The sequence below is a fragment of the Kaistia adipata DSM 17808 genome, assembly GCF_000423225.1.
Lineage (GTDB): Bacteria > Pseudomonadota > Alphaproteobacteria > Rhizobiales > Kaistiaceae > Kaistia > Kaistia adipata.
In genome coordinates this window covers 822,960-830,527 of record NZ_AUHO01000007.1, presented here as the reverse complement: position 1 = coordinate 830,527, position 7,568 = coordinate 822,960, and the positions used below count along the sequence as shown (strand labels likewise).

Here is a 7,568-nt window from a genome sequence, read left to right as displayed (position 1 = left end):
GCGAGCAGGATGTGCTCGCGGGTCTGCGGCATCGGGCCGTCGGCGGCCGACACGACCAGGATCGCGCCGTCCATCTGGGCCGCGCCGGTGATCATGTTCTTGACGTAGTCGGCGTGGCCGGGGCAGTCGACGTGGGCGTAGTGACGGTTGGCCGTCTCGTACTCGACGTGCGAGGTCGAGATGGTGATGCCGCGCGCCTTCTCTTCCGGCGCCGCGTCGATCTGGTCGTAGGCGCGGAACGTCGCGCCACCGGCCTTCGCCAGCGTCTTGGTGATCGCCGCGGTCAGCGACGTCTTGCCATGGTCAACGTGGCCGATCGTGCCAATGTTGCAGTGCGGCTTAGTGCGCTCGAATTTCTCTTTTGCCATCGACGTCGCTTCCTGTCGTCTCGCTACTACGAGCCGGACGGCTCGAACTGCACCACCAACTTGCCGCGCTTCGCGTTCAAACCGCGCATGCAGCGCCAAGGCTCAGTTGATGGAGCGGGTGAAGGGAATCGAACCCTCGTATTCAGCTTGGAAGGCTGCTGCTCTACCATTGAGCTACACCCGCACGCTAACGTTCCGTCGAAATGGTGGAGGAGGTTGGATTCGAACCAACGTAGACTAAGTCAACGGATTTACAGTCCGTCCCCTTTAACCACTCGGGCACTCCTCCAAATCACTTCGGCAGAGCGTCATCGTTCAGGCATTCACCGGACAAACCCACCGTGGCGGGCCGTTCGATGGGCGTCTTATGGCGAGCTTGTTTCGCCCTGTCAACGCATATCCATCCAACTTCCACGGCTTCGGTGCATGGCCGGGAATCCGCGAGCCGGTTCGATTGCCGGTTTCGCGGCGCGCCCGTATAAGCGGGGCATGACCGACGAAAACAAACAAAGCAGATCGCAACGGCAACCCGGGCATTTCCGCGGTGGCAAGGGCAAACCCGGCCATCATGGCCAGCGCCGTTTCGGCTCCAACGCCCCGGCCGAGCGCCGGCCGGATCAGCTGTGGATATATGGCGTGCACGCCGTCGCGGCGGTGCTCGCGAATCCCCGGCGCAAGGTCCTGCAGCTTCTGGCGACCCAGAACGCGGCCAGCCGGCTGGTCGAGGAAGGCGCCACCCTCCCCGCCGGCCTCCGGGACACCTCGCCGCGCGATCTCGACAAGCTGCTCGGCGCGGATTCGGTGCACCAGGGCGTGGCGGTCGAAGTGGCGCCGCTGGAGCCCCTCCCCCTCGACGCCCTGGGCGACGCCCGCCTCGTCGTGGTGCTCGACCAGGTCACCGATCCGCACAATGTCGGCGCGATTCTCCGTTCGGCCGTCGCTTTCGGCGCCGACGCGCTGGTCACCACCGGCCGCCACGCCCCGACCGAGACCGGCGTTCTCGCCAAGTCGGCTTCCGGCGCGCTCGAGCACATCGCCATGATCGAGGTGCCGAATCTTGCCACCGCGCTCACCGATCTCCGCGACATGGGCTTCACCTGCGTCGGCCTCGACAGCGAAGGCACGACCTCGATCGAGGACGGCATGCAGGGCGAGAAGATCGCGCTCGTGCTCGGCGCCGAGGGCAAGGGCCTGCGCCGGCTGACGCGCGACCGGTGCGACGTCGTCGCGCGGCTCGACATGCCGGGCGCTATCAAGAGCCTCAACGTGTCGAACGCCGCCGTTCTCTCGCTCTACCTCGCCCACCGCCATCTCGGCACGGCCACCGGCTGACGTCCGCGCCCGATTCGCACGCCAGCCCGCCGTCCACAATGGGCGGCAATCCGCGAGAATCTGGGGGCCCCACCTTGACCGGCGGGGGCCCTCGTCACTACACCCGTCACCGGGCCGGTTTAGCTCAGCGGTAGAGCAGCGGTTTTGTAAACCGAAGGTCGGGGGTTCAATCCCCTCAACCGGCACCATTCCCCTCGTCGAGAATCACTTTCGCCCCCAAGGTGCCGCGCCGAGCCGCCGCGCCCAATCGCTGACGGCTGCCGCCATCGTGGCGAGGTGATCCGCAGTCGAAAAGCCGGAGACGGTCTTGCGCGGCTTCAAGTCGTGGTCGCCGTCCTCCAGCCAGAGGATCTCGATTCGCGGCGACAGGGCATATCCGGCAACCTCGTCCCGCGTGCCGAACTCGTCGCGCGTGCCCTGGCAGATCAGCGTCGGGGTCTCGAGGTCGGCGAGATGCGCGGTCCGCAGCTGCCCCGGCTTTCCGGGCGGATGGAAGGGGTAGCCGAGGCACAAAAGGCCGGCGATCGCCCGTTCCGCGAACAGCCCATCCGCCACCATGCTGGCCACGCGCCCGCCCATCGACTTGCCGCCGATGATCAGGGGCGCCTTCGCGCCGAGTGCCGCGACAGCCGCCCGGTATTCAGGAATCAGCGTGTCGGCGCGCGGCGGCGGCTTGCGGACGCCCACTCGCCGCGCCGCCATATAGGCGAACTCGAATCGGGCAACCCGGAAGCCGGTCCTGGCGAGCGCTGCCGCCGCGGCGGTCATCGACGCCGAATCCATCGGCGCGCCGGCGCCATGCGCCAGGAGAATCGTCGCGGCCGAATCGTCGGGCCCGTCGAAAAGGAAATGCATGGCCATGGTCCCGTCCGGTCCTTCCACAAGGGTGACGATCCTGGCGCGGCTCCGATGCGGCGGCAACAGACATGCCCTCCCCGCCATCGCCGCGCATGGGAACAACCCAACTGGCGAGCCAAACCTTCCGCATGGTAAGGCTGCGAGCCGCACGCGGGCCATGGCTCGCCGTCGCGAGCTGGGAGGGTTCCATGCCCCTGAACGGGTCCACTGCATTTCGGCTGGCCGGCCGCCTGTCCTTGGCCGGTCTCGCGCTCGGCCTCGCCGGGCTCGGGATCGTCTCGATGACCACCAAGAGCGAGGCCGTCGTCTACTGCAAGCGTGTCGGCTATCCGGTCGGCTGCGTGGTCCGGCCCGCCGCACCGGTCGTCTATTGCCAGAACGGCGTCTACGTCAAAGGCTGCGTCGCCCGACCGGCGCCGCGCGTCGTCTACTGCAAGCGCGTCGGCTACCCGAAAGGCTGCGTCGTTCGCTGACCGCCCTCAGTCGGCGTCGGAAGGCAGTGCGCGCAGTCGCTCGACGAGAGCCTCGCGCGCCTCGGGCGAATAGGGCTCGCGGGTCCCCTGCCCCCAGACGGGGCCGGGCCAGGCGGCGTCGCCGACCGAGCGGCCGATGATGTGGACATGCATCTGGCGGACGATGTTGCCGAGCGCGCCGACATTGAGCTTGTCGAATTTCGCCACTGCGCCGAGCGCGGCACAGGCCTGCTTGATCTCGACAGCCAGCACGGCGAGTTCGTCCTCGGCAAGCTCCGTCCATTCCTCGAGGCCCGGCTTGCGCGGCAGGAGCAGCAGCCAGGGAAAGCGGCGATCATCCATCAGCCGGAGCTGGCAGAGCGGCCACTCCGCGACGAACACGCTGTCGGCCGCGATGCGCTCATTGACCTCGAAACCGGCGCTCATGCGGCCGTCTCCGCCAGCAGGCCGTCGAAATAGGCGATGGTGTGCCGCAGCCCCTCGTCCAGCTCGATCGTCGGCTTCCAGCCCAGCGTCTTTCCGGCCAGCGTGATGTCGGGCTGGCGCTGGCGCGGGTCGTCGGAGGGCAGCGGCTGGAACACCAGCTTCGAGGACGAGCCGGTCAACGCGATCACCCGCTCCGCCAGCTGGCGGATGGTGAATTCGTTCGGGTTGCCGATGTTGATCGGCCCGGTCACCTCGTCCCCCGTCTCCATCAGGCGGATCATGCCGTCGAGCAGGTCGTCGACATAACAGAAGGACCGCGTCTGCTCGCCCTCGCCATAGATGGTGATGTCCTCGCCGCGCAGCGCCTGCACGATGAAGTTCGACACCACGCGTCCGTCGTTCGGATGCATGCGCGGGCCATAGGTGTTGAAGATCCGCATCACCTTGATGCGCAGCTTGTGCTGGCGCCAGTAGTCGAAGAACAGCGTCTCGGCGCAGCGCTTGCCCTCGTCGTAGCAGGAGCGGATGCCGATCGGGTTGACGTTGCCCCAGTAATCCTCGGTCTGCGGATGCACGGACGGGTCGCCATAGACCTCGGAGGTCGAGGCCTGCAGGATCTTCGCCTTCACGCGCTTGGCGAGGCCGAGCATGTTGATCGCGCCGTGCACGCTGACCTTGGTCGTCGCCACGGGATCATGCTGGTAGTGCACCGGCGAAGCGGGACAGGCGAGATTGTAGATCTCGTCGACCTCGACATAGAGCGGGAAGGTCACGTCGTGGCGCATCAACTCGAAGCGCTTGTGACCGATCAGATGCTCGATGTTGCGGCGCGAGCCGGTGAAGAAATTGTCGGCGCAGAGCACCTCGTCGCCGCGCGCCAGCAAGCGGTCGCAAAGATGCGAGCCCAGGAACCCTGCCCCTCCGGTAACCAGTATCCGTTTGTTGGAATGCATGGGGACCTCTCGAATCGTGGTGGCGCATCCTGACCGGTTTTCCCCCACCCGCCAATGTGGCGGAGCCGCGGGATACGCGGCATTTCCGCCACAGCCCCCCGGGGGAAGCTCTCAATGTCGCGCCCCCGCGCGAATCCGCCTTGATTCCGCCGTCAGCCGGGGTTTGCATCAGGCTGCAACCATGGCTGGCGAGTCCGCCTGCCGGTTTGCCGCCCTGCATACCGTCCGAGGCCGACGTGTCCACCATTGCCGCGCAGTGCCGCGTTCCCACAGACGCGGGCCTGCATCAGCCGCCAATTCGGGTGGCTGCCCCATGACCGCCATCCTGCCTGCCACCAATGAACAGGCCGAGCGCGTCGTCGCCGGCATCCTGATCGCCCTGTCGGGGAACATCATGTTCGCCACCAGCGACGCGATCGTGAAGCTCCTGACCTCCCGCTACTCCGTCTTCCAGATCATCGTCAGCCAGGCGCTGTTCGCGCTGATCCCGCTGACCGTGATGGTCCTCCGGAAAGGCAGCTTCCTCCGGCTGCGGGTGCATCACCCGCGCCTGGTGCTGGCCCGCGCGGTGCTGGCCGGCACGGCGACGGTATTCGGCTTCTACAGCTTCTCGCAGCTGCCGCTGGCAGAGAGCTATTCGATCGCCTTCTGCACGCCGCTCTTCGTCACGCTGCTGTCGATCCCGATCCTCGGCGAGAAGGTCGGGCTGCATCGCTGGGGCGCGGTGCTCGTCGGCTTCGTCGGCATCCTCGTCATGGTGCGGCCCGGCTTCGAGACACTGCATGCCGGCCACGCCGCCGCTCTGGTCGGCGCCGGCCTCGGCGCCTTCACCGTGCTGGTCATGCGCCGGATCGCCCGCGAGGAGGCGCATGCCGTGATGGTGCTCGCCGTCGTCGCCGGGCTGATCGTCGTCAGCCTGCCCGGCATGATCCTGACCTTCCGCATGCCGACCCTGCCGGACATGGCGCTGTTCGCGTGCACCGGCCTACTGATGGGCAGCGCCCAGTTCTTCGTCGCGAAATCGCTGTCGCTCGCGCCCGCCTCGGTGATCGCGCCGATGCAGTATTCGATGATCCTCTGGGCCATCCTCTACGGCGTGCTGCTGTTCGGCACGGCCGTGGACCCGGTCATGATCCTGGGCGCAGCGATCGTGATCGCCAGCGGGCTCTACATCATGCACCGCGAGCGCCGGCGCGCGCGCCAGGGCCGGCTGAGCTAACTCGACACGGCCTCCGTCACCTCTCCCGCGGGAGAGGTGACCCCAATGTCGAACCCGATCGATGGGTGTCTTAGAACTGCGGTTCCGGCTGGCCGGCCGCACGACAGGCGGCCACCAGCGTGTTCGCCATCAGCATGGCGATCGTCATCGGACCGACGCCGCCGGGGACCGGCGTGATCGCGCCCGCGACCGCCGCCGCCTCGTCATAGGCGACATCGCCGACGAGGCGCGTCTTGCCCTCGCCGCGCTCGGGCGCCGGAATCCGGTTCATGCCGACGTCGATGACGACGGCGCCGGGCTTGACCCAGTCGCCGCGCACCATCTCCGGCCGTCCGACGGCGGCGACGATGATATCGGCCTTGCGGGCGAGCTCCGGCAGGTCGCGGCTGCGCGAATGCGCCACCGTCACGGTGCAGCTCTCTTGCAAGAGAAGCTGCGCCATCGGCTTGCCGACGATGTTGGAGCGGCCGATGACCAGCGCGTCGCGGCCGGCGAGATCGGCGCCCAGCACCCGCTTGATCAGCACCAGGCAACCGGCCGGCGTGCACGACACCAGCGCGCGGCTGCGCTCGCCGATCGCGAGACGCCCGACATTGATCGGGTGGAAACCGTCGACGTCCTTGGCCGGATCGATCGCCTCGATCACCTTCATCGTGTCGATGTGGCGCGGCAGCGGCAGCTGCACGAGGATGCCGTGGATCGACGGATCAACGTTGAGTTCGGCGACGATCGCCAGCAGATCGGCCTCTGCAGTGTCGGCCGGCAGCGTGTGCTGGACGGAGTGGAAGCCGAGCTCGGTCGCCTTGCGGCCCTTCGCTCCGACATAGACCTGGCTTGCCGCATCGTCGCCGACGAGGACGACCGCGAGGCCGGGTGCGCGCCCGCCGGCGGCGACGAGCCGCGCGGTCTCGACCGCCACGCTGGCCGTGATTTCGGCGGCAACCGCCTTGCCGTCGATGACGGCCGCGGCCTTATCGGAAGACGACAGTCCGTGTGTCATTGAGAAGGACCCGATGCTCGAGATGGAACTTGACCGCACGGGCCAGCACAGTGTTCTCGATGTCGCGGCCGATGGCGATCAGCTCCTCGACGGACATCGAATGATCGACGCGGCCGACATCCTGCTCGATGATCGGACCCTCGTCGAGTTCGGCGGTGACATAGTGCGCCGTCGCGCCGATCAGCTTGACGCCGCGATCATGCGCGCGGTGATAGGGCTTGGCGCCCTTGAAGCTCGGCAGGAACGAGTGGTGGATGTTGATCACCCGGCCGGCGAGACGCGCCGACATGTCGTCGGACAGCACCTGCATGTAGCGCGCGAGGACGACCAGATCGATCTGCTGCGCCTCGATCAGGCCGAGGATCTCGGCCTCCTGCTCGGCCTTGCTGCGGCCGTCGACCGGAACATAGTGATACGGCAGCCCCTCGCCCTCGACGCGGCGGCGCATCGTCTCGTGGTTGGAGACGACGGAAACCAGCTCCATCGGCAGCTGATCGATCGAGTTGCGATAGAGCAGGTCGTTCAGGCAGTGCCCCATCTTCGATACGAGGATCATGACGCGCGGCTTCACGCGCAGGTCATGTAGCCGCCAGACGAAATCATAGGCTGTCGCGACCGGCTCGAACCCGCGCGAGAAACTCTCGACGGTGGTGTCGGCGAGACCCGAGAACGAAACGCGCATGAAGAAGCGGCCGCTGTCCGGATCGCCATACTGGGCGCTCTCGACGATATTGCAGCCCTGCGAGGCGATGCAGTTGGCCACGGCGGCGACGATACCTCGGCGGTCGCCGCACGACAGGGTGAGCACGAAACGCGCGGGGTCGACTGACATGGTTCACTGGCCTCGTTGGATCGCGTGGAGCCCCCGCTCCACAGCCCGGAGGACTAGCGCCCACGCCGCCCGGCCGCAACTGACAACTGCGTCGCATCGGCCAAATG

General features: G+C 67.2%; 9 protein-coding genes and 3 tRNA genes. 4 read left to right on the top strand and 8 right to left on the bottom strand.

All coding sequences use genetic code 11. The annotated features are described in order from the left end of the window. The 3 genes from G539_RS0108865 to G539_RS0108855 form a co-directional block, all read right to left on the bottom strand. A partial coding sequence (locus G539_RS0108865; protein ID WP_029074877.1) for a GTP-binding protein occupies positions 1–368 on the bottom strand: 368 nt, incomplete at its 3' end. Between the two features lie 110 nt (positions 369–478). Then, positions 479–552: transfer RNA gene (locus tag G539_RS0108860), tRNA-Gly, on the bottom strand. Between the two features lie 20 nt (positions 553–572). Then, positions 573–657 (bottom strand) — tRNA-Tyr (locus G539_RS0108855). A 200-nt stretch (positions 658–857) separates the two neighbouring features. Here G539_RS0108855 and rlmB point away from each other — a divergent pair. Together rlmB and G539_RS0108845 are read left to right on the top strand one after the other, a co-directional pair. Continuing rightward, positions 858–1,700 carry a 23S rRNA (guanosine(2251)-2'-O)-methyltransferase RlmB gene (gene rlmB / locus G539_RS24205; protein WP_084639891.1) on the top strand — a complete coding sequence of 281 codons (843 nt, stop codon included), beginning with the start codon at positions 858–860 and terminating at the stop codon, positions 1,698–1,700. A gap of 113 nt (positions 1,701–1,813) precedes the next feature. Further along, positions 1,814–1,888: transfer RNA gene (locus tag G539_RS0108845), tRNA-Thr, on the top strand. Positions 1,889–1,904: 16 nt separating this feature from the next. On the opposite strand, the gene G539_RS0108840 is transcribed toward G539_RS0108845, so the two are convergent. Continuing rightward, positions 1,905–2,561, bottom strand: coding sequence for an alpha/beta hydrolase family protein (locus G539_RS0108840; protein WP_029074876.1), 657 nt, complete (start codon positions 2,559–2,561; stop codon positions 1,905–1,907). Between the two features lie 185 nt (positions 2,562–2,746). Between G539_RS0108840 and G539_RS26135 the strand changes: the two genes are divergently transcribed. Beyond that, complete coding sequence (locus G539_RS26135; RefSeq protein WP_156911906.1) at positions 2,747–3,031, top strand: hypothetical protein; 285 nt, start codon at positions 2,747–2,749, stop codon at positions 3,029–3,031. Positions 3,032–3,037: 6 nt separating this feature from the next. On the opposite strand, the gene G539_RS0108830 is transcribed toward G539_RS26135, so the two are convergent. Together G539_RS0108830 and G539_RS0108825 are read right to left on the bottom strand one after the other, a co-directional pair. Further along, positions 3,038–3,457 carry an HIT domain-containing protein gene (locus tag G539_RS0108830; protein ID WP_029074875.1) on the bottom strand — a complete coding sequence of 140 codons (420 nt, stop codon included), beginning with the start codon at positions 3,455–3,457 and terminating at the stop codon, positions 3,038–3,040. Next, complete coding sequence (locus G539_RS0108825) at positions 3,454–4,410, bottom strand: UDP-glucuronic acid decarboxylase family protein (protein WP_029074874.1); 957 nt, start codon at positions 4,408–4,410, stop codon at positions 3,454–3,456. Before G539_RS0108825 ends, G539_RS0108830 begins: the two co-directional genes overlap by 4 nt. Before the next feature lie 313 nt (positions 4,411–4,723). On the opposite strand from G539_RS0108825, the gene G539_RS24195 reads away from it, so the two are divergent. Next, positions 4,724–5,629 (top strand): DMT family transporter, encoded by a 906-nt coding sequence (locus G539_RS24195; RefSeq protein ID WP_051231221.1) that lies wholly within the window; start codon positions 4,724–4,726, stop codon positions 5,627–5,629. A 70-nt stretch (positions 5,630–5,699) separates the two neighbouring features. On the opposite strand, the gene folD is transcribed toward G539_RS24195, so the two are convergent. Both folD and purU read right to left on the bottom strand, forming a co-directional pair. Next, a complete protein-coding gene (folD, locus tag G539_RS0108815; RefSeq protein WP_029074873.1) occupies positions 5,700–6,629 on the bottom strand; it encodes a bifunctional methylenetetrahydrofolate dehydrogenase/methenyltetrahydrofolate cyclohydrolase FolD in 930 nt (309 codons plus the stop codon). After that, positions 6,601–7,461 (bottom strand): formyltetrahydrofolate deformylase, encoded by an 861-nt coding sequence (gene purU, locus G539_RS0108810; protein WP_029074872.1) that lies wholly within the window; start codon positions 7,459–7,461, stop codon positions 6,601–6,603. The genes folD and purU overlap by 29 nt, the downstream gene beginning before the upstream one ends. Positions 7,462–7,568 lie beyond the last annotated feature (107 nt).

Excerpts from the sequence above, each read along its gene's own strand:
- rlmB (WP_084639891.1), top strand. The coding sequence starts at position 858 with ATGACCGACGAAAACAAACAAAGCAGATCGCAACGGCAACCCGGGCAT.
- purU (WP_029074872.1), bottom strand. The coding sequence starts at position 7,461 with ATGTCAGTCGACCCCGCGCGTTTCGTGCTCACCCTGTCGTGCGGCGAC.
- G539_RS26135 (WP_156911906.1), top strand. The coding sequence starts at position 2,747 with ATGCCCCTGAACGGGTCCACTGCATTTCGGCTGGCCGGCCGCCTGTCC.
- G539_RS0108840 (WP_029074876.1), bottom strand. The coding sequence starts at position 2,561 with ATGGCCATGCATTTCCTTTTCGACGGGCCCGACGATTCGGCCGCGACG.
- G539_RS0108825 (WP_029074874.1), bottom strand. The coding sequence starts at position 4,410 with ATGCATTCCAACAAACGGATACTGGTTACCGGAGGGGCAGGGTTCCTG.
- G539_RS24195 (WP_051231221.1), top strand. The coding sequence starts at position 4,724 with ATGACCGCCATCCTGCCTGCCACCAATGAACAGGCCGAGCGCGTCGTC.
- folD (WP_029074873.1), bottom strand. The coding sequence starts at position 6,629 with ATGACACACGGACTGTCGTCTTCCGATAAGGCCGCGGCCGTCATCGAC.
- G539_RS0108830 (WP_029074875.1), bottom strand. The coding sequence starts at position 3,457 with ATGAGCGCCGGTTTCGAGGTCAATGAGCGCATCGCGGCCGACAGCGTG.